Consider the following 24,355-nt stretch of genomic DNA (forward strand, 5'->3'; position numbering starts at 1 on the left):
CTCCCCCACGCTCCACCACCCCGCCCACGCCGGGTGCTGTGACGTGAAAGGAAGGGCCCCTTCTTAACGCCTCCGGTAGAGCAGGGGCCCCCTCTTAACACCCAGCGGCATGGAAGCAGGTCGGCTGGGTAGTCGAGCGCCCAACCGGGCGAAGGAACAGCGATGGGCGACGGCAGGGTTCCGGCGGGCTTCTCCGAGCAGCGGACACAGGTCGGCGAGGTCGCCGTCAACCACGTCCGGGACGGCAGCGGCCCCACGCTGGTGCTGCTGCATGGTTATCCGCAGTCCTGGTACATGTGGCGTCACGTACTGCCGGAGCTCAGGCGGTCATTCGAGGTGATCGCGCCGCACCTACGGGGCTTCGGCGGCAGCGACGCCCCGCCCGACGGCTACGACAAGAAGACCCTCGCCGCCGACCTGCACGGGCTGCTCACCAGCCTGGGCCTGGACCGCGACCTCCGGCTGGTCGGCCACGACGTCGGGACCATGGTCGCGTACGCGTACGCCGCAGCCCACCCAGAGCGGGTGAGCCGGCTGGTGCTCAGCGAGGCGCCGATCCCCGACGAGAGCATCTACACCTTCCCGGCGCTGACGGCCGCCGGCCCCGGGGTGTGGAACTTCGGCTTCTTCAGCTTGACCAACGGCCTGCCGGAGCAACTCGTCGCCGGCCGCGAGGCGCTCTGGGTCGACCGGTTCACCGACTCGCTGATGATCCGCAAGGGCAGCCTCGACGCGGCGGACATCGAGGAGTACGCCCGGCACCTGCGCGACGAGGCCCACCGGCGGGCGAGCTTCGAGTGTTTCCGTGCGTTCAGGCAGGACATCGCCGACAACGCCGAGTACCGGAAGTCGAAGCTGGCCATGCCGGTGCTCGCCATCGGCGCGCAGGCGAGCCTCGGCCGCCAGGTGGCCGAGCAGGTCAGCCGGTACGCCGACGTGGTGACCAGCGAGGTCGTCGAGGACAGCGGCCACTGGCTCTTCGAAGAGCAACCGGCGGAACTCACCGCCCTGCTGCTCCCCTTCCTGAGCGGAAGTACCTCTTCCTGACAGTCACGCGGCCGGCTGCCAGGCGTACGGGGCCAGGGGCGGATCCAGCGGCGCCCGGGTCAGCCGGTTGGCGAAGGTGGAGATGGTGTACGTGCCGACGCCGAGCACCACGTCCAGCGCGTGCCGGGGCTGGTAGCCGGCTGCCAGGAAGGCGGAGAGCTCCGCGTCGGGCACCGCGCCCCGGTGATCGAGTACGGCGAGGGTGAAGCGTCGCAGCGCCTCCAGTCGTTCGTCGGGCAGGGGCGCACCGGCGCGCAGTGCGTCGATCAGCTCCGGTGCGTCGCCGCGCCCGGTCATGGTGGCGGTGTGCATGGCGACACAGAGGTGACACTCGTTTCGACCGGCGACCGTGAGCACCACGACCTCCCGCTCGACCGGGTCGAGCCCGCAGCTCTCGTAGCTACCGTTCGCGGTCAGGAACCCCTTGAGCAGTTCCGGGGACTCGGCCATCAGGCCGACCGCCTCAGGCAGGTGGCCGAGCGCGCGGCGTACGCCGTTCATGGTGGCCCGGGCGGCCTCCGGGGCGGTGTCGATGGTGTGGATGGTGAAGACGTGCTTGGACAAGACGTGCTCCTCGACGTAGATTGGTCAACGTGGTTGACCAAAAGGTAAACGAGGTTGTCGAAATTGGCAACGCCTGAGCCCCAGCCTGCTCCGCAGCCCCCCGGCTTCCTGCTGCCGCTACTGCTGCTGGCCGGTTTCCGTACGCTCATCGACGACCTGCACGCCGAACTGGCCCGGCAGGGCCACGCGGAGCTGCGTCCACTGCACGGCTTCGTGCTCCAGGCCGTCGGCGTCGACGGCATCACCGCCTCCGAGCTGGGCCATCGGCTCGGAGTCTCCAAGCAGGCCGCCGGCAAGACGGTGGACCGGCTGGTCGCCCTCGGCTACCTGGAACGCGCCGACGACCCGCGCGACGCGCGGCGCAAGCTGGTCCGGCCGACCCCGCACGGCCTCGACGGCCTGCGCCGGTCGGCGGCCATCTTCGACGAGCTGCGGCAACGCTGGGTGGAGGTGCTCGGCGCCGAACGGGTGGCCGCGATGGAGGACGACCTGCGTGCCGTCACCCCCGCCAACTGGTTCCGGCTCGACGTACCCGGCTGGTTCGCCGGCTGACCAGCTCCGGTGCAACAGTCGGTCAGTCGCCGGAATAGAGGCGCGTCGGGTCGACCAGAATCACGTCGGACCGGTCGCGGCTGGCCGTACGGAGGTCATCGGAGAAGCCTGCGCCGCTGGCGAGCAGCAACCGGGTGTGCCGGGCGTCCAGGCCAGGACGAGCGACGAGCAACTCCCGTGCCCTGGCCAGCCGATCCAGCTCGGCGACGCCGAGGGTGCGACCCCACTTGACCTCACCGATGGCGAGCAGTGGGCGGGGTCCGTCGCCGAGTGGCGGCTCGCCGAGCGCGACGAGGTCGAGTTCCAGACTCGTCCGGCTGCCCGGATCGGTGAGGACGGCGGGGCTCGCGTCAGCGACGATGCCGCCGAGCGTCTCCACAGCGGCGAAACGAACCGTCCACTGCCTGACGATTTCCTCGAACGACGGACCGAGCACGGCGCTGGCGTACCGCCGTTGGGACCTTCGCCAGACGTCCGCTCCTCGCCGCTGCTCCAACGCCGTCCACGCCGGCCGCATGATGGCCTGATAGAACGTGATGAGCGGCTCGGCGATGCGGTACCGGCTACGGCCGGTGCGGAGCGGATCGGGCTCTCGGATCAGGAGACCGGCGTCCTCGAGCACGGTCAGCGGGTGATGCAGGTCGGTGGTCTTGCGTCCGATGAAGCTGGCGATCCCGCCTCGCGTGCCATTTCCCTCGGCCACCGCCGCGAGGACGGAGTGGTAGAGCGCCGTGTCCCGCAGGTCCGGATCCTCGGCGAGCAGATAGCGCGCCTCCCGGAACAGCGGGCGGGCCGGGTTCAGCACGGCTCGAGCCACCCAGTCGTCGAAGTCTTCCGGCCCCTCGGGCGCGTCGTCCTGGACGTACTCGCGCCGGTAGGCGGGGGTACCACCGACGATGGCAAAGACCCGTGCGGCGAGCGATGGATCTTCGATTCCCCAGAATGCCGCCGCCGTCCGGTAGTCGAACGGCGCCACGGGCAGTTCGAGCCCGGCCCGCCCGCGCAGCGGAGCGGAACCGGCCAGCAACCCGCCCATGAAGGAGAGCGCCGAGCCGCACAACAGCAAACGGGCCCGGGAGTGGGTGCGCTCGGTGCGGCCGGGCGTGAGCGCGTGCTGGATCACCGACGGCAGGTCGCGGCTTGCTCGGGCCAGGTAGGGAAACTCGTCGACCACCACCGGAAGCGACCGTTCCCGACCTAGGGCGAGCAACGCGTCGACGGCGCTCGACCAGTCCGCCAGGTGCACCGGGCCGGGGGCGTTCGTGTAGCGGCCGAGCGCTTCACCGAGCCGCCGCAACGATTCGGTCGGTGTCGCTTCAGTGGCACCGAAGTAGAAGCCACCGGTGGCGCGGGCCAACTCGTACAGCAGCAGGGTCTTGCCCTGCCGACGACGTCCGCTGACCACGCCCAGCGTGGCACCCGGGCGCTCGTCGGCGGCGAACCGGACGAGTTCGGCCCACTCGGCATCCCGGTCGAAGATCTCGGGAGGCTTGATCAGGTCCATCGTCACCCGCAAGATATATAACTACAGTTCTTATAAGTGTAGTTATACATCTTGCGGGCGGCCTGCGGGCTGCCCGATCCGGGTCAGAGGCCGCCGTAGGAGTGCAGGCCCTCGAAGAAGATGTTCACCCCGAACAGGTTCATCATCACGGTGAGGAAGCCGAGGATCGCCAGCCAGGCGGCCACGTTCCGCTTCACGCTCGGTGTCGCCCGAGCGTGCAGGTAGCCGGCGTACACCACCCAGGAGATGAAGGCCCAGGTCTCCTTCGGGTCCCAGCCCCACGCCCGACCCCAGGCGGCCTCGGCCCAGATCGCTCCGGCGATCACCGCGAAGGTGAAGATCGGGAACGAGAAGGCGTGCAGCACGAAGGTGAGCCGCTCCAGGCTCTCCGCCGCCGGCAGCCGCTTCGCCAGCGTGTACGGGAAGCTCCGCCTGCCCTGCTCGTACCCGGCCCGCATCAGGTACGCCGCCGCCGGCACCGCGCCGAGCAGGAAGAGCCCGGAAGCGAAGACGATCGTCGACACGTGCACGATGAACCAGTACGAGTTGAGCGCGGGCACCAGCGGCACGATCGGCGTGTAGAGCACCAGCTCGGCGGTGGCCACCAGCAGCACCATGACCAGGGTCAGGAACAGCCCGAGGCGACGCAGCGACGGCACCTTCACCAGCACCACCAGCCAGGCGGCGACCCCGATGAACGAGACCGTGAGCACGAACTCGTACATGTTGCCCCACGGCATCCGGTCCGCCGCGAGACCTCGGGTGACCAGCGCGACCAGGTGCAGCGCCGCGCCGAGGGCGGTCAGCCCGACCGCGATCCGGCCGGCCAGTTCGGCCCGGTGCGTCGTACGCCCGATCCGGTCGGCTGCCCCACCGGTCGCCGGCAGCGCCTCCCCGGCCGTCACCCCGTCGCCGACCGCGACCGTCGAACCACCGACCGAGCCCGCCGACGCGCCACCGACCGCCGCGCCCACCAGTTCGCGGGCGGGTGCCGCTACCGTCCTGGCCCGCGAGTTGCCCAGGGCGTACTCGACCGCGTGGCTGATCATCGCCAGCAGGTACACCATGGTGGTGATCGACACCACCTGGTCGGAGAGTGCGGACATCACTCGGCTCCTTCTCGCGCCCCGGTGCTCGCCCCGGTTCCGGCGCCGGCCGGCGCCTCGTCGGCCCCGGTCCCGGCATCGGCCCGCCGATCGCCGCGGACCGCGGCCACCAGTTGAGCGAACTCGTCGGCGAACCCAGGATGTTCGGTACGCGGCAGGCCAGCCACCTCGACCAAACTACTACCGTCCGTCGGAGATCCATTCCCGGGGGCCCCGGCACCGGCCGACAGCACCCGGACGAAGACCCGGCGACGCTTGACGAAGAGCGAGCCCATCAGCCCGAGCACCAGTCCGATCGAGCTGACCAGCAGCAGCATCGTGCCCGGATCGTGCCGCACGGAGAGCACGATGTACGGCTCGGTGCCCAGGAACTCGACAGTGCTGCCGTCGTCAAGCGTCCAACTCTCCCCCACCCGCAGTTGCTGCGTGCCGACCTCGGTGAGCCGACCGTTGTTTACCTGCCGCTGGTCGAGCTGGTAGACCGAGCCGGGGATGCCGGCGTCCAGGCCCAGGTTGCCCCGGTAGGCGACCAGGTCGAGCAGCGGATTCTGCTCGGCGGGATGCTCCGACCGGGTGAACGGGGGCTGCTGCGGTGCGGTCGGCAGGTAGAGACCCGAGAAGGCCACCTGAAGGTTCGGGTCCCGCGCGCCGGTCTCCGGGTTCACGTTGGCGTCGGGGAAGGCGGCCAGCCCCTCACTGGTCAGCCCGATGTCGCCGTTGTTGAGGAAGGGCACGGCGCTGCGCTGGCTGTTGCCGAACCGGTCGGTGTAGCGGATCACCGGGGCGTACCCGTGCCCGAGCAGGTAGACGTTCGCGCCGTCGAGCCGCAGGGGCGAGTTGACCGAGAACTCTGCCGGGCGCGCCGCCTCGCCGTCCTCGTCCACAGTCACCTTGGCGTTGTAGAAGGAGGGCTGACCGGTCGGCAGGAACCGGGCGTCGAACTCGTCCAACTGCATGCAGAACCGGGGCAGGTCGTCGCCGACGCGCGGGCCGAAGGAGGACTCGGCGTACTGCTGACCCGTGTTGCAGAAGACGTGATCGGGGCCGGCGACGAGCAGCCGGTTGCCGTGCCAGCCGTACCAGGAGCCGAGCGCGACCCCGACCAGCACCAGCACCATCGAGGTGTGGAAGATCAGGTTCCCGGTCTCCTTGAGGTAGCCCTTCTCGGCGGAGACCTCGTCGCCCCGGACCACCACCCGCCACCGCCGGCCCCGCAGCGTCTCGGCGATCGCCGCCACGCCGCCCTCCGGCGCGGGCACCACCGCGTGTTGCGGCAGCCGCTCCAGCCGCTTCGGTACGGCCGGCGGCCTGGCCCGCAGCGCCCGGACATGGTCGCGCAGGCGGGGCGTGATGCACCCGATCAGCGACGTGAAGAGCAGCAGGTAGATCGCGGAGAACCAGACCGAGCCGAACGCCTCGAACGCGCCGACCCGGTCGAGCACCGGCGCCAGATCCGGGTACGCGGTGAAGAAGTCGCGGACGTCCTCCGGGTTGACGCCGCGCTGCGGCAGCACCGAGCCGGGGATGGCGGCGACCGCGAGCAGGAAGAGCAACACAAGCGCGGTACGCATGCTGGTCAGCTGCCGCCACGAGTTGCGCAGCAGGGCCAGCAGCGGATTGGGGCGACGGGGTGCCCTGGCCGGCGCGGTGGGCCGGTCGTCGACGGCGGTCATCAGATGCTCACCTCGCCGGTGCCGAAGGTGGTCTGCAGCCAGATCACCACGTTCGTCCAGCCGCCCGTCACCAGGGCCAGGCCGATCGCGATCAGCAGGAGGCCACCGATCCGGGTGACCCAGCGACTGTGCCGTCGTACCGTCCGGAAGACGCCGAGCAGACGCTCGAAGCCCAGCCCGAAGATGATGAACGGGATCCCCAGCCCGAGGCAGTACGCCACGGCCAGCACCACCGCCCGGTCCAACTGACCGCTGGTGGTGGCCATGCCGAGCACGGCGGCCAGGGTGGGCCCGGTGCACGGGATCCAGCTCAGCGCGAAGACCGCGCCCAGCACGGGGGCGCCGGCCAGGCCGGCCGCGGGCAGCCGATTGATCCGGAGTTCGCGCTGGAACCCGGGCAGTACGCCGAGGTAGCCCAGCCCGAGCACGACGACGAGACCACCGATGGCGATCTCCAGCGCCCGCTCGTAGTCGAAGAAGACCCGGCCGATGCTGCTGAACAGGATCGCGGTGGCGGTGAAGACGACGGTGAAGCCGGCGATGAAGAGCAGCGTGCCGGCGAGCACCCGCCCCTTGACCGCTCGGCGGGCCCGGGTCCGCTCGCGTACCGCCGTGCCGACGCCGGCACCGACCGCACCGACCAGTTCCGGCGCGCCGCCTGCGCCGGCCGCCTCGGGCGCGCCGCCTGCGCCAGCTGCGGTGGCTGCGCCGGCTGCGGTGGCTGCGCCGGCTGCGGTGGCTGCGGTGGGTGCGGTGGGTGAGCCCGCTGCGGTCGGTGCGCCGGCTGCGGTGTTAACAGGGGGCCCTTCCTCTACCGCAGGCGTTAACAGGGGGCCCTTCCTTGCGCTTCGGCCTTCCAGGTCGGCGCCGGCCAGGCCGGTCACGTAGGAGAGATAACCGGGCATCAGCGGTAGCACGCACGGGGAGAGGAAGCTGACCAGGCCGGCCAGGGCCGCGGCGCCCACCGCCAGGAGCAGCGGGCCCGAGGTGGCGAGCTGGCCGAAGGTCTCGCCCATCAGCGCTGGCCGGACGGCGCGGGCGACTCCGCGGCGATCCGCTCGACGATGGGTTGCAGGCCCTCCTGCCGGACCGCCGCCCGGATCACCGTGGCGATCCGGCCCTCCCGGTCGAGGACGACGGTGGCCGGGATGGTGTTCGGCGGGATGTCCATGTCCAGGGCGAGCCGGCTGCCCGGGTCGAAGATGCTCGGGTAGCTGATGCCGTACCCGTCCTCGAAGGCGATCGCCTTGTCCCGGCTGTCCTGCACGTTGATGCCGAGGAAGGTCACCCCGGAGTCCTTGGTCGCCTGGTAGGTGTTCTCCAGGTCGTCGGCCTCGGCCCGGCAGGGCGCGCACCACGAACCCCAGAAGTTGACCACGACCACCTGGCCGCGCTGGTCGGCCACGTCGTACGTGCCGCCCTTGAGCAGCTCACCGCTGATCCCGGGAGCGGCGGAGCGCTGGTCCGGGGCGCACTGCACGATGCCGCCCTCGTTGTCGCACTCCGGCTTCCCGTCGCCGGGCAGGCAGCCGGTCAGCAGGGCGGTCACGGTCGCGGCGGCGAACAGCCCGGCGGCCAGCTTCCGGGGCCCCATTCAGGCCCCCTTGGCCGTCCGGGCGGTCGGTGACATCGCCACCAGATGCGCGGCCGGTTCCGAGTAGCCGATGCCGACGACCTTGGCGCCGTCGAAGTGGAAGGTGGTGAGCGAGGCCAGCCCGCACTGCCGGCGACGCGGATCGTGCCAGAGCCGCTTGCGCTCGACGTGCCGACGCAGTGTCCAGATCGGCAGCTGGTGGGAGACGAGCACCGCCTCGCGCCCCTCGGCGGCGACCCGGGCGGCGTGCAGGGCGGCGAACATCCGCTCGGCGATCGCCAGGTACGCCTCGCCCCAGGAGGGGGTGACCGGGTCGCGGAGCACCCACCAGTTGCGCGGGTCGCGGAAGGAGCCGTCACCGGGCGAGACCTTTTTGCCCTCGAACCAGTTGGCGCTCTCGATCAGTCGTTCGTCCACCCCGACGGGCAGCCCGAACTGGGCGGCGATGGGTTCGGCGGTCTGCTGGGCGCGTTCCAGGGGACTGGCCACCACGTGCACGACCTCGCGGTCGGCGAGCCCCTGCGCGGCGGCCTTGGCCATCTGGACACCCAGCTCGCTGAGGCGGAACCCGGGCAACCGGCCGTAGAGAATGCCGTCCGGGTTGTGCACCTCGCCGTGCCGAAGCACGTGGACCACCGTCTTGCTCACCGCTACCCCCCTGTGCCTGCCGCTGCCGCTGCCTCGGCCGCCGTCGGCAGGGCGGCGGCGATCTGTTCCAGGGCGGCGTCGTCGATCGCCGCAGAAACGAACCAGGACTCGAACGCGCTCGGCGGAAGGTACACCCCGGCGGCGAGCATCGCGTGAAAGAACGCCTTGAACGCGGGCACCTGCTGGGCGCGGGCGCTGTCGTAGTCGACCACGTCGGCATCCGTGAAGAAGATCGAGAACATGTTTCCCGCGTACGACAGCCGGTGCGGGACACCGGCGGCGGCCAGCGCGTCGGTGGCGAGCTTGCCCACGGCGGCGGCGGTGTCGTCCAGCCGGCGGTAGAGCGCGTCGTCGGCCAGCCGCAGGGTGGTCAGGCCGGCCGCGCAGGCCAGCGGGTTTCCGGAGAGCGTGCCGGCCTGGTAGACCGGGCCGGCCGGGGCCAGCCGCGACATGATCTCCGCGCGCCCGCCGAACGCCGCGGCGGGCAGTCCGCCACCCATGACCTTGCCGTACGTCCACAGGTCCGCGTCGACCGGATCGAGGCCGTGCCAGCCCGAGCGGGACACCCGGAACCCGGTCATCACCTCGTCGACGATGAGCAGCGCGCCGTACGCGTGGGCGATCCGGGCCAGCTCGCCGTTGAACCCGTTCCGGGGGGCCACCACGCCCATGTTGCCCGGGGCCGCCTCGGTGATCACGGCGGCGATGTGCTGGCCCTCGGCGGCGAACGCCTCCTCGACGGCGACGATGTCGTTGTACGGCAGCACGATGGTCTCGCCGGCCGCCGCGCCGGTGACGCCGGGCGAGTCCGGCAGGCCGAGGGTGGCCACGCCGGAGCCGGCCGAGGCGAGCAGCGCGTCGACGTGGCCGTGGTAGCAGCCGGCGAACTTGATGATCTTCGAGCGGCCGGTGTGCCCCCGGGCCAGCCGGATCGCCGACATGGTCGCCTCGGTGCCCGAGTTGACCAGCCGAACCTGCTCCACCGGCGTGCGCTCGACGATCTCGGCGGCCAGCTCGACCTCGCCGGGAGTGGGCGTACCGAAGCTGGTGCCCCGCGCAGCGGCGTCCTGCACGGCCGCCACCACCTCGGGGTGCGCGTGGCCGAGGATCAGCGGACCCCAGGAGCAGACCAGGTCGACGTAGCGTCGCCCGTCGGCGTCGTGGAGCCAGGGACCCTCGCCCCGGACCATGAAGCGTGGTGTGCCGCCGACCGCCTGGAAGGCGCGCACAGGGGAGTTCACCCCGCCCGGCACGATGGCGCGAGCGCGGTCGAACAGGGCCGCTGAGGCCGGCGCGTCGACCGGGTAGCGGTCGGATCCGGCGGGAAACACCTCGGTCACGATGTCGCCATTGTGTCAGCGCCGGTCGGCGGATCAGCAGGCACCCCGGATCAGGGTTACCGGGCTCACCTCGGCGCGCTGGCCGACGACGCCCGCCTCAACAGGCCAGGCGTGCGAGATCGCGATAGGCTGGCCGGGTGGATCGTGCCGAACTGTCCATCACCGTACACCGGGCGGGCGACGAAGCAGTGTTGCGCCTCGCCGGTGAGATCGACATGCTCACGGCCGCCCAGCTGTCGACCATTGTGAATGAAGTCCTCGCCGAAGCGCCGCCCCGGATCGTGCTCGATCTCGGCGGGGTCACCTTCTGCGACTCACAGGGGCTCGGCACGCTTGTGGTGCTCAGCCGCAAGGCCAGCCACGCGCAGAGCCTGCTCGTGCTGACCAACGTCGGCGACTTCCTGCTGCGCGTCCTGGACATCACCGGCCTCCGCAGCGCCCTGATGATCCGCAACGACGCCCCCACCACCTGACCGCCGTCAGGAGGTCGTGCCCCAGCGGGCCTGTTCGAGGATGGTCAGGGCGCGGGCAATGGCGTCCGGGGTCTCGTCCGCGGTGCGCAGGAGCGTGGTGGCCTCGTCGACGGCGTCGGTGAGCAGCCGCCACTGGGCGTCGCGTTCCCGCACCATCTCCGACTGCGCGGCCAGCTGACGGGTCTTGGTCCACAGCTCGACGAAGACGGAGACCTTGGCCCGCAGCACCCAGGGGTCGAAGGGCTTGGTCAGATAGTCCACCGCCCCGACCGCATACCCCCGCAGGGCGAGCTGCGCGTCCCGGTCCGCGGCGGTCAGAAAGATGATCGGTACGTGCCGGGTACGCTCCCGCCGCTTGATGTGGCTGGCCGTCTCGAAGCCGTCCATGTCCGGCATCTGGGCGTCCAGCAGGATCACCGCGAAGTCGTCGACCAGCAGTTGCTTGAGCGCCGCCTCCCCGCTCTCCACCGCGACCGACTGCACCGGCAGCCCCTGGAGGATCGCCTCCAGGGCCATCAGGTTCTCCCGGCGGTCGTCGACCAGCAGTGCCTTCGCCACCTGCGTCACGAGTCCTCCTCGGTACGGCCACCGCTGATCCAGGAGCCCATCAACTCGATCAGCTCGTCCAGGTCGACCGGCTTGGTGATGTAGTCGCTGGCCCCGGCCGCGATCGCCGACTCCCGGTCACCGGGCATCGCCTTGGCGGTCAGGAAGACGATGGGCAGCTCCGCGAAGCGGTGGTTGCGCCGGATCTGCCGGGTCGTCTCGTACCCGTCCTGGTCGGGCATCATGGCGTCCATCAGCACGATGTCCACCTCCGGGTGCTCCGCCAGCAGACGCACCCCGTCGCTGCCGTTGTCCGCGTAGAGCACGGTCATCCCGTGCAGCTCCAGCGCGCTGGTCAGAGCGAAGACGTTACGCACGTCGTCGTCCACGATCAAAACGGTGGCCCCGTCCAGCTGTCGGGTCTTCGGTGCCTCCGGTCGTTCCGGCAGCAGCTCCATCGGCGGCATCAGCAGCGACGACGGCAGGCCCGCCCGCTGCGGTGACGGGGGTGCCGGCGCGACCACCGCGTCCGGCGCCAGTACGTCGGGCAGGTAGAGCGTGAAGGTCGAGCCCTGGCCGGGCGCCGAGCTGACGGTGATCGTGCCGCCGATCAGCCGGGCCAGATCCCGGCTGATCGACAATCCCAGCCCGGTGCCGCCGTAGCGACGGCTGGTGGTGCCGTCGGCCTGCTGGAACGCCTCGAAGATCAGGGACAGCTTGTCGTCGGAGATGCCGATCCCGGTGTCGATCACGGTGAACGCGATCACCTGCCGGGAGTTGGTCAGCGCCGGTACGTCGAAGACCGCGTGCTCCGGTGCCCGGGAGATGCGCAGCGTGACCCCGCCGTTGTCGGTGAACTTGACCGCGTTCGACAACAGGTTGCGCAGGATCTGCTGAAGGCGCTGGGCGTCGGTGACCACCGCCAGCGGCAGCTCCTTGCTGATGCGTACCTGGAAGTCGAGCCCCTTCTCGTCGGCCTGCGGGGCGAACGCCTGCTCCACGTAGCTGCGGATCTCCGTGAACCGGACCTCGGTCGGCTCCACGTCCATCCGGCCCGCCTCGATCTTGGACAGGTCCAGGATGTCGTCGATCAGCGAGAGCAGGTCGGAACCGGCGCTGTGGATCGTCCGGGCGAACTCGATCTGCTTCGGGCTCAGGTTGCGCTCCGAGTTCTCGGCGAGCAGCCGGGCCAGCAGCAGCAGGGAGTTCAGCGGCGTACGCAGCTCGTGGCTCATGTTCGCCAGGAACTCGGACTTGTACGCCGAGGCCCGGGTGAGCTGCTGGGCCTTGTCCTCCAGGCCGAGCCGGGCCAGTTCGATCTCCCGGTTCTGGGTCTCGATGTTCGCCTTCTGCTCGGAGAGCAGTTTGGCCTTCTCCTCCAGTTCGGCGTTGGTGCGCTGCAACTCCGCCGACTGCTCCTGCAACTCGTGCGCCAGCCGCTGGGACTGCGAGAGCAGCTCCTCGGTACGCCGGTTGGCCTGGATGGTGTTTACCGCGATGCCGATGGTGGCGACCAGCCGCTCCAGGAAGGAGAGGTGCAACTCCGAGAAGGGGGTGACGCTTGCGAACTCGATCACCCCGAGCAGCTCGCCCTCGAAGAGGACGGGCAGCACGACCAGGTCCTGCGGCGGAGTGTCGGCCAGGCCGGAGCGCAGCGTGATCCGGCTGTCCGGTACGGCGGCGAGCCGGATGGTGCGCCGGGAGAGTGCGGTCTGCCCGACCAACCCCTCACCCGGCCCGAAGGTGACGTCGTGGCCCCGGGACACGTAGCCGTACGAGGCGGTCAACCGCAGCCGCATCACTCCCTCGGAGTTGTCCGCCAGGAAGAACGCGCCGAGCTGCGCGTCGACCAGCGGCGTCACCTCCATCATGATCATGCGGCAGACCTCGCCGAGATCGCGCTGCCCCTGGAGCAGCCCGCCGATGCGGGCCAGGTTGGAGTCGAGCCAACCCTGCTCGGCGTTCTTGTGGGTGGTCTCCCGCAGCGTGACGATCATCTGGTTGATGTTGTCTTTCAGCTCGGCGACCTCGCCCTGCGCCTTCACCGCGATCCGCTGGGTCAGGTCGCCCCGGGTCACCGACGTCGAGACCCGGGCGATCGCGCGCAGCTGAGTGGTCAGCGTGGAGGCGAGCTGGTTGACGTTCTCGGTGAGGTCCCGCCAGGTGCCGGAGACCCCCTTGACCTGCGCCTGACCGCCCAGCTTCCCCTCGGTGCCCACCTCACGGGCCACCCGGGTCACCTCATCGGCGAACGACGACAACTGGTCCACCATCGTGTTGACGGTGTTCTTCAGCTCCAGGATCTCGCCCTGCGCGTCCACCGTGATCTTCTGTGACAGGTCGCCGTTGGCGACCGCGGTGGTTACCGAGGCGATGTTGCGGACCTGGCTGGTCAGGTTCGACGCCATCGAGTTCACGTTGTCGGTCAGGTCCCGCCAGGTGCCGGAGACCCCCTTGACCTGCGCCTGACCGCCCAGCTTCCCCTCGGTGCCCACCTCACGGGCCACCCGGGTCACCTCATCGGCGAACGACGACAGCTGATCCACCATCGTGTTCACCGTCGACTTCAACTCCAGGATCTCACCCCGGGCATCCACCGTGATCTTCTGCGACAGATCACCCTTCGCCACCGCCGTGGAGACCTGGGCGATGTTGCGTACCTGTGCGGTGAGGTTCGACGCCATCGAGTTCACGTTGTCGGTCAGATCCCGCCAGGTCCCGGCCACCCCGCGGACCTGGGCCTGGCCGCCGAGCTTGCCCTCCGTGCCCACCTCACGGGCCACCCGGGTCACCTCATCGGCGAACGACGACAGCTGATCCACCATCGTGTTCACCGTCGACTTCAGCTCCAGGATCTCACCCCGGGCATCCACCGTGATCTTCTGCGACAGATCGCCCTTCGCCACGGCGGTGGTGACCGAGGCGATGTTGCGTACCTGGCTGGTCAGGTTCGACGCCATCGAGTTCACGTTGTCGGTCAGGTCCCGCCAGGTGCCGGAGACCCCGGTCACCTGGGCCTGGCCGCCCAACTTGCCCTCGGTGCCCACCTCACGGGCCACCCGGGTCACCTCATCGGCGAACGACGACAACTGGTCCACCATCGTGTTGACGGTGCTCTTCAGCTCCAGCATCTCGCCCCGGGCGTCCACGGTGATCTTCTGGCTCAGGTCGCCCTTCGCGACCGCCGTCGAGACCTGGGAGATGTTGCGGACCTGGCTGGTCAGGTTTCCGGCGAGCTGGTTCACGTTCTCGGTCAGGTCCCGCCAGGTCCCGGAGACCCCGCGGACCTGGGCCTGGCCGCCGAGCTTGCCCTCGGTACCCACCTCACGGGCCACCCGGGTCACCTCGTCGGCGAACGACGACAACTGATCCACCATCGTGTTGACGGTGTCCTTGAGTTCGAGGATCTCGCCCTGCGCGGCCACGGTGATCTTCTGCGACAGGTCGCCCCGGGCCACCGCGGTGGAGACCTGGGCGATGTTGCGCACCTGGGCGGTCAGGTTCGACGCCATCGAGTTGACGCTGTCGGTGAGGTCCTTCCAGGTGCCGGCCACGTTCGGCACCTCGGCCTGGCCGCCGAGCTTGCCCTCGGTGCCCACCTCACGGGCCACCCGGGTCACCTGCTCGGCGAAGAGCCGCAGCGTGTCGGTGAGCGAGTTCATGGTGTCGGCCAGCTCGGCCACCTCGCCCCGGGCGCTCACCGTGATCTTCTGACTCAGGTCGCCCTTGGCCACCGCCGTGGCCACCTGTGAGATCGACCGCACCTGGCCGGTGAGGTTCGACGCCATGGTGTTCACCGAGTCGGTGAGGTCCTTCCAGGTGCCCGCGACGCCGCGTACATCGGCCTGGCCGCCGAGCTTGCCCTCGGTGCCCACCTCACGCGCGACCCGGGTCACCTCGTTGGAGAAGGACGAGAGCTGGTCGACCATGGTGTTGACCGTGCGCCCGATGCGCAGGTACTCGCCGCGCAGCGGGCGGCCGTCCATCTCCAGCGCCATGTGCTGGGAGAGATCGCCGTCCGCGACCGCGACGATGACCCGGGCGATCTCGGTGGTGGGCCGGCCCAGGTCGTCGATGAGCGAGTTGACCGCCCGCTGGCCCTCCGCCCAGGAGCCGTCCAGCCCCTCCTCGTCCAGCCGCTCGGTCAGCCGACCGTCGCGACCGACGATCCGGCTGATCCGGCGCAGGTCCAGATGCTGCCGCTCCTGGAGCGACACCACGTCGTTGAAAGCGTCCGCCACCTCACCGGCCGCGCCCGACCGCCGTGGCAGCCTGACCTTGAGATCGCCGCGCCGAACCTGCCGCAGCGCCTCCGCCAGCTCGGTGAGGACCGCATCGTGGTCGGCAGCGGAGTTCTCCGCCAGCCCCGACTGTTTCGCCGTGGTCATCATTCCTCGCTCACCTCAGGGTCCACCGGCTCGCGCCGGTCACCCCATCATTGTCCCCGTGAGCTGGAAACCGCCACGCCGCACCGCCGTTCGCGATGCCGACCCGGCAGGTGATCGGCTTGGCACCGGGCGAGTGTCGGTGGAGGATACGAGGGTGTCGGCGGAGACGGGGCCCGCCGTGACCAAGGGCCCAGACGAGCACGTACGGCGCGTTCGGCTGCCCGCCGACCGCCGTACGCCGGCCGCTGCGCGGGCGGTCGTCCGCTCCGTACTCACCGAGGCGCACCTGGACGAGCTGGCCAACGAGGCGCTGCTGCTGACCACGGAACTCTCCACCAACGCCGTCGAGCACGCCGGCACCGAACTGGACATCGAGGTCACCGCGGACCCGGCCGGGTTGACCGTGACCGTCTCGGACTTCGCCGCCGGCCCGGTCGACGAGCTGACCGTGGGCGTACGCAACGTGTCGACCGACATCGTCGAGGTGGCCGAACGCGGGCGCGGGCTGCTGCTGGTCGACCACTTCGCAAGTCGCTGGGGGACTACCTACCTGCCCAACGGCAAGGGGGTCTGGTTCCGGCTGGACCGCCGGCGCCGCGACGGGCAGCGCGACGACGACGGGCCGCACGGGGACGACTCCGACCCGCCCGGTGACGACTTCAGACCGCCGGTCGGCGAACCGGGCAACAGCGGACACACCGCCGGTCCCAGCGCGGGTGCGATGAGCGCGCTGTTGCAGACCACTCCCGATTCGTATGTCGACGATCCGCTGCCCGACTTCGCCACCAGCCTGCTCACGCAGGTGGCGGAGATGGTCGGCGCCGCCGGGGGCGTGATCCGGCTGGACCGTGGGGACGGCCAGGGCACGCAGCTGCTCGCCCGGTACGGCCGGCAGCCCCGGGCCGGCAACGACCTGATCCGGGTGCCGCTTGCCGTGCACCGCCCGTACGCCGGGGAGCTGGAGCTGGACGCCGCGCCAACCGCGTACGCCCGGCCGCTGGCGGTGCTGGCTGCCGAGCGGCTCTCGCTGCACCTGGAGAACGACCGGCTGCGCCGCGCCGACGTCCGCCGGCAGGCCTGGCTGACCTTCCTCGCCGAGGCCAGTGAGCTGCTCGCCCAGTCGCTCGACGTGGAGCTGACCATGGCGCTGATCCCGCAGCTGGTGGTGCCCCGTCTGGGCCAGTGGTGCGCGGTGCACACCACCGACGAGTGGGGCCGGCTCCGCCTCGCCGCAGCCAGCCACGCGGACGAGTCGATGCTGCCCCAGCTGCACGCCACCCTGCGTCAGACCGGCCCCGACTCGATCCAGGCCCGGCTGCGCGAGGCGAGCCGCAACGGCACCCAGACGCCGCTGGGCGCGCCGATGGAGGGCTTCGCCGTACCGTTGATCGCCCGGGGGCAACGCCTCGGCACGCTCGCCGTGGGGCGGCACCTGCGGCACCGGCACGACCCCGACGAGATCGCGGTGCTGGAGGACGTGGCCCGGCGGGCGGCCCTGGCGATCGAGAACGCTCGGATCCACGCCGAGCGGCGGCGGGTGGCGCAGACGCTGCAACAGTCGCTGCTACCGCCGGTGCTCCCGGTCGTGGAGGGCATCGGCTTCGCCGCCGAGTACGTGCCGACCGGCGGGGACGCCGATGTCGGCGGCGACTTCTACGACGTGATGCCGCTGCCGGACGGCCGCTGGCTGGTGGTGATCGGCGACGTCTCGGGCAAGGGGGTGCAGGCCGCCGCGGTGACCGGGCTGGTGCGGGACGTGATTCGGGTGCTGGCCGGGGACGGCAAGCCGCTGCCCGAGGTGCTGGCCCGGCTCAACGAGACGCTTGTCGAGCGGGGGTCGGGCCGCTACTGCACGCTGGCCCTGGCCGCCGTCCGGCCGGGCGAGGGCGGCCAACTCGACGTCGAGCTGCACCTGGCCGGGCACGACCGGCCGGTGCTGCTGCGCTCCTGCGGCGGTCGGGCCGACTTCGTCGGCACCGGCGGAACCGCGCTCGGCCTGCTCGACGCCATCGCCGCGCCCACCGCCGGCATCGTCCTCGACCCGGGCGACTGCCTGGTCTTCTACACCGACGGGGTGACCGAGCGCCGGCGGGGCCGGGAGCTGTTCGGCACCGGCCGGCTACGCGACGCCACCACTCCGCTGGCCGGCTACCCGGCGGACGTGGTGGCGGCCCGGCTCCGGGCCACCGCGATCAACTTCTCGGTGGAGGAGCCCCGCGACGACATCGCCATCCTCGTCCTCCGCAACGACACCGTCTAACCGTTACCTCTCCTTCCTCTCCCCCTCTCCCCCCTCCCCCTCTCCCCCCACCCGCTTTCCTCGCCGATCTTGCACTTACTGCCCCCACGAATGCCACAAAAGGGGCATCCCAGCGACCGAAAGTGCAAGATCGGCGAGGCTGGGGGGTGGGGTGAGGGGGTGGGAGTGGGGGTGGGGGTGGGGAGGGTGGGATCAGAGGTTGCGGGGGAGGCGGCGGGGGGCCAGGCGGTGGGCGGGGTCTAGGTGCTGTTTGGCGGCGCGCAGTTGGGGCGGGACGGGCAGGTCGCCCCAGAGGTCGACGGCCCCGCGGACGGGTGGTGGGGCGGCGAGCACCAGGCACCGACCCCGTCGGGCGAGCAGCACGCCGCGCACCGCGGCCAGGATCGACGCCACCCGCTCGGGTGGCAGCGCGCCGGGCAGTGCGGCGTGCGCCACACCGAGACCGGCCGAACCGCGCACCGGCACCGGCGTGCCGGCCGCGTCGCGCAGCGCGTAGACGGCGGCGTGCAGGTCGGTGATCGGCGCCTCCAGTCGTAGCGCCGTGTCGCCGGGGGCGAACGGATAGCTGCGCCACCACTGCGGGGCCGACCCGTCCACCGTCGCCCGGCTGCCGAACAACGACACCAGCCGGTCGGCGCGCTCGGCCACCTCGGCGGGCCCGCCCTCCAGGAGCACCACAAGCGAACCGGAACCCGCCGGGCCGGCCGACGTGCGTCCCGTCATCGACGGATGACGCGCCATCGCCTCGGCCCGGCGGTCCGGCCGCGGCCGGGGTCCCATGCCGGCCGGCAGGTCCAGCTCGATCGCGGCGGGCTCGATGCGGGCGGCGAGCACCGCCCGGACCAGGTCGTGCACCTCAAGCGGGGTCCACACCGGCCGGGTCACCCAGATCCGGCTGGCCGGCAGCGCCTGCACCCGCAGCGTCGCGCTGATCAGCACGCCGAGCGCCCCCTCGGAGCCACACAGCAGTCGGGCCTGGGCCAGCCCGGCCGCCCCGCCGCCGGCCTCGGTCAGCTCGCCGTCGGCGGCCAGGTAGCGCAGGCCGACTAGCTGGTCACAGGCGGTGCCGTGCCGGTGCCGCAACGGGCCGGCCTCGTCGGCGGCGAGTACGCCGCCGATGGTCGCACCGGGCGACGGCGCGTCCACGGCGAGCCGCTGGCCGGTGCGTTCCAGGGTGGCCTGCACCGCGCGCAGTGGCGTGCCGGCGCCGACCTCGGCGATGCCCTGGTCGGGTGGTCGGTGACCGATGCCCGCGAGCCGCCCGGTGTCGAGCATGATGTCGACCCGCTCGGGCGGCGCACCCCAGTCGATTTTGGTGCCGGCGCCGCGCGGCACCACCGCCAGGTCGTGTTGCGCGGCCAGCCGCAGCACCTGTGCCGCCGCGTGCGCGCCGCCCGGCACCGCCACCCAGCGCGCCGGGCGGCCGGCCACCTCGTCGGCCGCACCGGCGAACCGGGCGAAGCGTGGACCGCAGATCTCGGTCAGCCGGCGGGCGATGTCGAGGGCACCGGCCGAGCCGGTGGAACGCGCTGGCACCATGGCTGTGATCGTACATGTGTTCGAATGGTCGGGGAGGGATTTGCTCCGCCCGTAGGGCGGGGACGGCCGGTAACGTGACGCCGTGACCACCGAGACCACCGCACCCGCAGCCAGGCGGCTGCCGACCGAACGCGTCCACCACGGCGACACCGTCATCGACGAGTACGCCTGGCTGGCCACCAAGGACGATCCGGAGACCGTCGACTACCTCAACGCCGAGAACGCGTGGACCGAGGCGCGAACGGCACACCTGTCCGGGCTGCGGACGGAGTTGTTCGAGGAGATCCGGCGGCGGACCCAGGAGACCGACCTGTCGGTGCCGACCCGCAAGGGCGGGCACTGGTACTACACCCGCACCGTGGCGGGCCAGCAGTACGGCGTGCACTGCCGCCGGGCCGTACGCGAGGGCGAGACCACCCCGCCGATCAGCTCCGACGGCGGCCCGCTCGACGGCGAGCAGATCCTGCTCGACGGCAACCGGCTCGCCGAGGGGCACGACTTCTTCTCGCTCGGTGCCTTCGACGTCAGCCCGGACGGGCGCTACCTGGCCTACTCCACGGACTTCTCGGGTGACGAACGGTTCACCCTACGGATCAAGGACCTCGACACCGGCGAGTTGCTGCCCGACGAGATCCCCGGCACCTTCTACGGCACCGCCTGGTCCGCCGACGCCTCGGTGCTCTTCTACGTCACCGTCGACGAGGCGTGGCGCCCGCACCGGGTCTGGCGGCACGTGCTCGGCACGGCCGCCGCCGACGACGTGGTGGTGCACTCCGAGGACGACGAGCGGTTCTGGGTCGGCGTCGAGCTGACCCGCTCGGAGCGGTTCATCCTGATCGACATCGCCAGCAAGGTGACCAGCGAGGTACGGGTCATCCCGGCCGGCAACCCGACCGGCGAGCCGGCGGTGATCGCCCCACGGCGGCAGGGCGTCGAGTATTCGGTGGAGCACCACGGGCACCGGTTCCTGATCCTGCACAACGACGGCGCGGAGGACTTCGCGCTGGCGTACACCTCGGCGGACGCGCCGGGCGACTGGGTGCCGCTTATCGAGCACTCCCCCGGCACCCGGCTGGAGGCGGTGGACGCCTTCGCCGACCACCTGATCCTCAGCGTACGCAGCAACGGCCTGACCGGGTTGCGGGTGCTGCCGGTCGGCGGTGGCGACGCCCACGACATCGAGTTCCCCGAGCCGCTGCACACCGTCGGCCTGGACGCCAACCCCGAGTACCGCACCGGGCGGCTGCGGCTGCGCTACACCTCGCTTGTCATCCCGGACTCGGTGTACGACTACGACCTGGTGACCCGCGAGCTGACCCTGCTGCGCCGCCGGCCGGTGCTGCCCGGGCCGGACGGGCGGGCCTACCAACCGGAGGAGTACGAGCAGCACCGGGAATGGGCGCTGGCGGACGACGGCACCCGGGTCCCCATCTCGCTGGTCTGCCGCCGCGGCACTCCCCGCGACGGCTCCGCGCCCTGCGTCATCTACGGCTACGGCTCGTACGAGGCGAGCATGGATCCGTGGTTCTCGGTGGGACGGCTCTCCCTACTGGACCGTGGGGTGGTCTTCGCGGTGGCCCACGTGCGGGGCGGCGGCGAGTTGGGACGCCGCTGGTACGAGCAGGGCAAGCTGCTGGCCAAGAAGAACACCTTCACCGACTTCGTCGCCTGTGCCCGGCATCTGGCGAAGGCCGGCTGGACCGCGCCGGACCGGCTGGTCGCCCGGGGCGGCTCGGCCGGCGGGCTGCTGATGGGCGCGGTGGCCAACCTCGCGCCGGACGCCTTCACCGGCATCGTCGCGCAGGTGCCGTTCGTGGACGCGCTCAACACGATCCTCGACCCGTCGCTGCCGCTGACCGTCACCGAGTGGGAGGAGTGGGGCAACCCGCTGGCCGACCCGGAGGTGTACGCGTACATGAAGTCGTACACCCCGTACGAGAACGTCGCCGCGCTGGACTACCCGGCGATCCTCGCCATGACCAGCCTCAACGACACCCGGGTGCTCTACCACGAGCCGGCGAAGTGGATCGCGCGCCTGCGCGAGGTCGCCCCGCAGGGCGAGTACCTGCTCAAGACCGAGATGGAGGCCGGGCACGGCGGGCCCAGCGGGCGTTACGACGCCTGGCGGGAGGAGGCGTTCGTCAACGCCTGGGTCCTGGACCGCCTCGACCGCGCCTGAGCTTCGCCACCGATGGCTGGCATCGACGAACCAGGCCCGCGCCGGGAGCCGACAGTGCCCCGGCGCGGGCCGGTCTGGTTGAGCCTCGGCCTGGCCGCCGCGGCCATGCTGGCATGCTGCTGCTCAGCGCTTGTCGGTCTGGTCATCGCCTGGTCCGCCGGCCTCTTCCATCCGAACTGACCGGCCGCACCGAGCCGGCCCGGGACCGCCGGTGTGCACCGGCGCCTTCCGTACCGGGCGGTCCGGCACCGGGCTCAACCAGATGCCGAGCGTGACCGTCCAGGTCAGGAACGGAATCACGGCCACCCGCTCCATCCCACCGACACCGAAACCGAGATCCACCTGGGCCAGAAAGAGAACCGTCCCGGCCACCCCGATCAGGCCGAGCGCGAGACTGAACCGGCGCGCCGGCACCGGCACTGCGGCTCGACGCGGCAGCGCGGCCAGCAGCAACGCCAGGTTGCCCGCGCCGAACACCAGCAACGCGCCGAGCACGTGCAGGTTCTCGTCGACATCCGCCGGGTAGACGCCGGCCAGGACGTACCCGCCGGCACCCGCGAGGGCCGCGAGTTGAGCCGCCCGTACCGCCAGCCCGCCGCCGAACGCCGACCAGGCGAGCAGCAGGCCGACCATGATCAGCACGCCGGTGACGATGAAGGTGCCGTTCATCAGCGGATGCCACGGCGAGCAGACCGTTCGCGGCCGGCTGGTGTCCCAGCCGCCGCAGGTGACGTTCCCCAGGTCACTGATGTTGTGGGTACGCCAGTCGAATGGCGGCTGCCGCCAGGCCAGGGTGGTCACCGCGTTGCCGGCCGCGAACAGCGGCGCGGCCAGCAGCAGGGCGTAGGAACCGAGACGGTACGAAGGCATGTGCCCAGTCCAGCCGAATCCGCCGGGCCGGCGCCCTACCACTGGTGTCCGGGAAGAGGTGGGGCTGGGTATACCCGGGAAAGTGGATCCAGTCGGCTGGGGTGGGCCTGGCCGCGTCACTAGCGTTCCCGGCATGACATCGGCCGCACCCACCCATCTCGCCCGGGCCCTGCGCCACCGCCGGTACCCGCGCACCGGCTGGCCGTGGCGCGCCCTGGCCTACCTGCTGACAAGTGCGCCGCTGGCCGGCGTGCTTTCGCTCGGGCCGCTCGTATTGCTGGCGCCACTCGTCGCCGCCGCCAACGCCGCGCGGCAGGGCCGGCCCGTGTCGCTGGCGCTCACCGTGTTCCTGACCGGCGGCGCGCTTACCGTGCTGGCGCTGGCACCGCTGCTCGCCGTGCCGGTGGCGGCCTTCGAGCGGTACCGGCTCGGGCTGGTCGACGACCGGCCGCTGCCCCCGGTGCCCTGGCGCGGCTTCGCCGCCCGGTACACCACGGGCGTGGCGTGGCGGGAGGCGGCGTACCTGTTCTTCCTCGGTACCGTGGTGCCTGCCGTCTACTGGCTGTTCACCCTGCTCGTGATGCTGGTGCTGCTGCTGATCGGTAGTCCGTTCGTGATCGGCCCCGGCGACAAGGTGGCGCTGATCTGGGCCACCGCGGAGACCCCCGGGCAGGCCGTGCCGTTCGCGATTGTCGGCGTACTGCTGCTACCGGTGCTCTGGTACGCGGTCGGCGTGCTGGCGGCGACCCAGGGCGCCGTGGCGCGGTGGCTGCTCAGCCCCGAGGAGGGCGAGCTGCGCGAGGTGACCCGGTCGCGGGCCCGGCTGGTCGACGCGTACGAGGCCGAACGCCGGCGCATCGAGCGGGACCTGCACGACGCCGCCCAACCCCGGTTGACAAACCTCGGCCTTCAGATCGGTTTGGCCCGGCTGGACGTACCCGACGACTCCCCGGCTGCCCGGCCGCTGGATGTGGCACACGAGCAGGCCAAGGGCCTGATGGTGCTGCTCCGGCAGATCGTCCGGGGCATCCGCCCGCAGAGCCTGGTCGACCTGGGGTTGGCCGGGGCGGTCCGGGAACTCGCCGACGAGTCGCCCGTACCGGTCGAGGTGCACGCCGAGTTGCCGCGACCGCTGCCGGAGACGGCCGAGACGACTGCGTACTTCGTGGTGTCGGAGGCGCTCGGCAACGTCGCCCGGCACGCGGCGGCGGACCGCGCCCAGGTCCGGCTCACCGACACCGGCACCGGGCTGACCGTCGAGGTCACCGACGACGGCCAGGGCGGCGCGGACCCGGCGCGCGGCAGCGGCCTGACCGGGCTCGCCGACCGGGTCGCCGCCGCCGACGGGTGCCTGCTGTTGTCCAGCCCGCCGGGTGGCCCGACGGTGCTGCGGGTGGAACTACCGTGGTCGGCGTGATCCGGGTCGTGCTCGCCGAGGACGAGGTGCTGCTGCGGGAGGGGCTGACGGCCCTGCTCGCCCGGTTCGGCTTCGAGGTGCTCGACGCCGTCGGCACCGCACCGGCGCTGCGGGCGGCCGTCCGGACGCACCGGCCCGACCTGGTGGTGACCGACATCCGGATGCCGCCGGGGCACCGCGACGACGGGTTGCGCGCGGCGGTGGAGCTGCGCGCCGAGCAGCCCGACCTCGCCGTGGTCGTGCTGAGCCAGCACGTGCAGCCGGAGTACGCCTCCGCGCTGCTGGACAGCGCCGACGGTCGCCGGGTCGGCTACCTGCTCAAGGACCGGGTCGCCGAGGTCACCGAGTTCGTCGACAACCTGCGTACCGTCCTCGCCGGTGGCACGGTGGTCGACCCGGACGTGGTCCGCCGGCTGCTGCACCGCCCGCGTGATCCGCTCGCCGCGCTCTCCGCCCGCGAGCGGGAGGTGCTGGTCCTGGTCGCCGAGGGGCGCTCCAACGCGGCGATCGCCGCCCGGCTGCACGTCACCGAGGCCGCCGTGGGCAAGCACGTCGGCAACATCCTGGCCAAGCTCGGCCTGCCGCCGGACGACGACACCAACCGCCGGGTGCTGGCCGCGCTGACCTACCTGCGGGCCAATCCCACCTGATCGCG

At 71.4% G+C, this 24,355-nt stretch carries 19 protein-coding genes; 7 read left to right on the forward strand and 12 right to left on the reverse strand.

Translation table 11 applies throughout. The features are described from left to right. The first annotated feature begins 162 nt into the window (after positions 1–162). On the forward strand, positions 163–1,047 hold the full coding sequence (locus AC507J_RS01390; protein WP_496287183.1) for an alpha/beta fold hydrolase: 885 nt from the start codon (positions 163–165) through the stop codon (positions 1,045–1,047). 3 nt (positions 1,048–1,050) lie between these two features. Here AC507J_RS01390 and AC507J_RS01395 read toward each other — a convergent pair whose 3' ends face one another. After that, complete coding sequence (locus AC507J_RS01395; RefSeq protein ID WP_496287184.1) at positions 1,051–1,611, reverse strand: carboxymuconolactone decarboxylase family protein; 561 nt, start codon at positions 1,609–1,611, stop codon at positions 1,051–1,053. A 63-nt stretch (positions 1,612–1,674) separates the two neighbouring features. Here AC507J_RS01395 and AC507J_RS01400 point away from each other — a divergent pair, with 63 nt between their 5' ends. Further along, positions 1,675–2,163, forward strand: coding sequence for a MarR family winged helix-turn-helix transcriptional regulator (locus AC507J_RS01400; RefSeq protein WP_496287185.1), 489 nt, complete (start codon positions 1,675–1,677; stop codon positions 2,161–2,163). A gap of 22 nt (positions 2,164–2,185) precedes the next feature. On the opposite strand, the gene AC507J_RS01405 is transcribed toward AC507J_RS01400, so the two are convergent. The 7 genes from AC507J_RS01405 to hemL all read right to left on the reverse strand — a co-directional run bounded on the left by AC507J_RS01405 (position 2,186) and on the right by hemL (position 10,028). Beyond that, on the reverse strand, positions 2,186–3,667 hold the full coding sequence (locus AC507J_RS01405; protein ID WP_496287366.1) for an ATP-binding protein: 1,482 nt from the start codon (positions 3,665–3,667) through the stop codon (positions 2,186–2,188). Between the two features lie 83 nt (positions 3,668–3,750). After that, positions 3,751–4,773 (reverse strand): c-type cytochrome biogenesis protein CcsB, encoded by a 1,023-nt coding sequence (gene ccsB, locus AC507J_RS01410; protein ID WP_496287186.1) that lies wholly within the window; start codon positions 4,771–4,773, stop codon positions 3,751–3,753. Then, positions 4,773–6,446: a cytochrome c biogenesis protein ResB gene (locus tag AC507J_RS01415; RefSeq protein ID WP_496287187.1), complete on the reverse strand. Its 1,674-nt coding sequence runs from the start codon at positions 6,444–6,446 to the stop codon at positions 4,773–4,775. Before AC507J_RS01415 ends, ccsB begins: the two co-directional genes overlap by 1 nt. Next, entirely contained in the window at positions 6,446–7,462 is a 1,017-nt protein-coding gene (locus AC507J_RS01420) for a cytochrome c biogenesis CcdA family protein (protein ID WP_496287188.1), read from the reverse strand. Before AC507J_RS01420 ends, AC507J_RS01415 begins: the two co-directional genes overlap by 1 nt. After that, on the reverse strand, positions 7,462–8,040 hold the full coding sequence (locus AC507J_RS01425) for a TlpA family protein disulfide reductase (RefSeq protein WP_496287189.1): 579 nt from the start codon (positions 8,038–8,040) through the stop codon (positions 7,462–7,464). The genes AC507J_RS01420 and AC507J_RS01425 overlap by 1 nt, the downstream gene beginning before the upstream one ends. Beyond that, complete coding sequence (locus AC507J_RS01430; protein ID WP_496287190.1) at positions 8,041–8,688, reverse strand: histidine phosphatase family protein; 648 nt, start codon at positions 8,686–8,688, stop codon at positions 8,041–8,043. A gap of 2 nt (positions 8,689–8,690) precedes the next feature. After that, on the reverse strand, positions 8,691–10,028 hold the full coding sequence (hemL, locus tag AC507J_RS01435) for a glutamate-1-semialdehyde 2,1-aminomutase (RefSeq protein WP_496287191.1): 1,338 nt from the start codon (positions 10,026–10,028) through the stop codon (positions 8,691–8,693). A 137-nt stretch (positions 10,029–10,165) separates the two neighbouring features. Here hemL and AC507J_RS01440 point away from each other — a divergent pair, with 137 nt between their 5' ends. Further along, a complete protein-coding gene (locus tag AC507J_RS01440; RefSeq protein ID WP_496287192.1) occupies positions 10,166–10,501 on the forward strand; it encodes an STAS domain-containing protein in 336 nt (111 codons plus the stop codon). A 6-nt stretch (positions 10,502–10,507) separates the two neighbouring features. On the opposite strand, the gene AC507J_RS01445 is transcribed toward AC507J_RS01440, so the two are convergent. Continuing rightward, positions 10,508–11,068 carry a response regulator gene (locus AC507J_RS01445; RefSeq protein ID WP_496287193.1) on the reverse strand — a complete coding sequence of 187 codons (561 nt, stop codon included), beginning with the start codon at positions 11,066–11,068 and terminating at the stop codon, positions 10,508–10,510. Continuing rightward, positions 11,065–15,435, reverse strand: coding sequence for a hybrid sensor histidine kinase/response regulator (locus AC507J_RS01450; protein WP_496287194.1), 4,371 nt, complete (start codon positions 15,433–15,435; stop codon positions 11,065–11,067). The genes AC507J_RS01445 and AC507J_RS01450 overlap by 4 nt, the downstream gene beginning before the upstream one ends. Positions 15,436–15,589: 154 nt before the next feature. Between AC507J_RS01450 and AC507J_RS01455 the strand changes: the two genes are divergently transcribed. After that, complete coding sequence (locus AC507J_RS01455) at positions 15,590–17,695, forward strand: SpoIIE family protein phosphatase (RefSeq protein WP_496287195.1); 2,106 nt, start codon at positions 15,590–15,592, stop codon at positions 17,693–17,695. Positions 17,696–17,887: 192 nt separating this feature from the next. On the opposite strand, the gene AC507J_RS01460 is transcribed toward AC507J_RS01455, so the two are convergent. Then, positions 17,888–19,234 carry an FAD-binding oxidoreductase gene (locus AC507J_RS01460; RefSeq protein ID WP_496287196.1) on the reverse strand — a complete coding sequence of 449 codons (1,347 nt, stop codon included), beginning with the start codon at positions 19,232–19,234 and terminating at the stop codon, positions 17,888–17,890. Between the two features lie 82 nt (positions 19,235–19,316). Here AC507J_RS01460 and AC507J_RS01465 point away from each other — a divergent pair, with 82 nt between their 5' ends. Beyond that, complete coding sequence (locus AC507J_RS01465; RefSeq protein ID WP_496287197.1) at positions 19,317–21,413, forward strand: S9 family peptidase; 2,097 nt, start codon at positions 19,317–19,319, stop codon at positions 21,411–21,413. 123 nt (positions 21,414–21,536) lie between these two features. Here the strand turns inward: AC507J_RS01465 and AC507J_RS01470 are convergent, their stop codons facing one another. Continuing rightward, entirely contained in the window at positions 21,537–22,283 is a 747-nt protein-coding gene (locus tag AC507J_RS01470; protein WP_496287198.1) for a DUF998 domain-containing protein, read from the reverse strand. Between the two features lie 133 nt (positions 22,284–22,416). Here AC507J_RS01470 and AC507J_RS01475 point away from each other — a divergent pair, with 133 nt between their 5' ends. Beyond that, a complete protein-coding gene (locus AC507J_RS01475) occupies positions 22,417–23,700 on the forward strand; it encodes a sensor histidine kinase (RefSeq protein ID WP_496287199.1) in 1,284 nt (427 codons plus the stop codon). Then, entirely contained in the window at positions 23,697–24,350 is a 654-nt protein-coding gene (locus tag AC507J_RS01480; protein WP_496287200.1) for a response regulator transcription factor, read from the forward strand. The genes AC507J_RS01475 and AC507J_RS01480 overlap by 4 nt, the downstream gene beginning before the upstream one ends. The last annotated feature ends 5 nt before the right edge of the window (positions 24,351–24,355 follow it).

It is taken from the genome of Micromonospora sp. PRAS1 (assembly GCF_059553435.1).